This window comes from Vibrio sp. 10N.261.51.A3, assembly GCF_041471965.1.
In the GTDB taxonomy this organism is placed as follows: Bacteria; Pseudomonadota; Gammaproteobacteria; order Enterobacterales; family Vibrionaceae; genus Vibrio; species Vibrio crassostreae_C.
Genome location: NZ_JBFRPK010000111.1, coordinates 1 through 492 on the forward strand (window position 1 = coordinate 1; position 492 = coordinate 492).

The window sequence follows — 492 nt, forward strand, 5'->3', positions numbered from 1 at the left end:
TTCTCTACATTGTCACTTTGATGAGTGAATGAGATGGTTTCTGTTTGACTCACTGCACCCATGATTGGTGACGAGCCATCCGCTAAATCTGCTTCAGCAAGCGCGATGCTTGGTACCGATTCAATGGTTGGGATATCACCATCAATAATCGTCAGTGTGACAGTGGCCGTTTCAACATCCACATCACCATCACTCGAAGTAAACACCAGTGATTTAACGATATCGCCACTCTCGTGGTCTAAATCACGGTTCGGCTCAAAGCGCACGTTACCTTCAATGGTGACGAACACATCACCCTCAGTGAACGTAAATTTCTGCTCACCTGTGATTGTTGGGTCTAAGATTTGAGCCGTGCCACCGTCATAGGTGAACTGGGTAATCACTGCGCCATCGGCACTTTGCGCTGTCATTACATCAATCGTATTGGTGGTCACCGTCCCGTCAGCTAAATTCGGCTCGGTAATACCGAGCGTACCGTTCGCCATGATTTGG

1 protein-coding gene is annotated in these 492 nt (G+C 48.2%); it reads right to left on the bottom strand.

From position 1 onward, the window contains the following. A partial coding sequence (locus tag AB4371_RS21425) for a hypothetical protein (RefSeq protein ID WP_372150634.1) occupies positions 1-492 on the bottom strand: 492 nt, incomplete at both ends.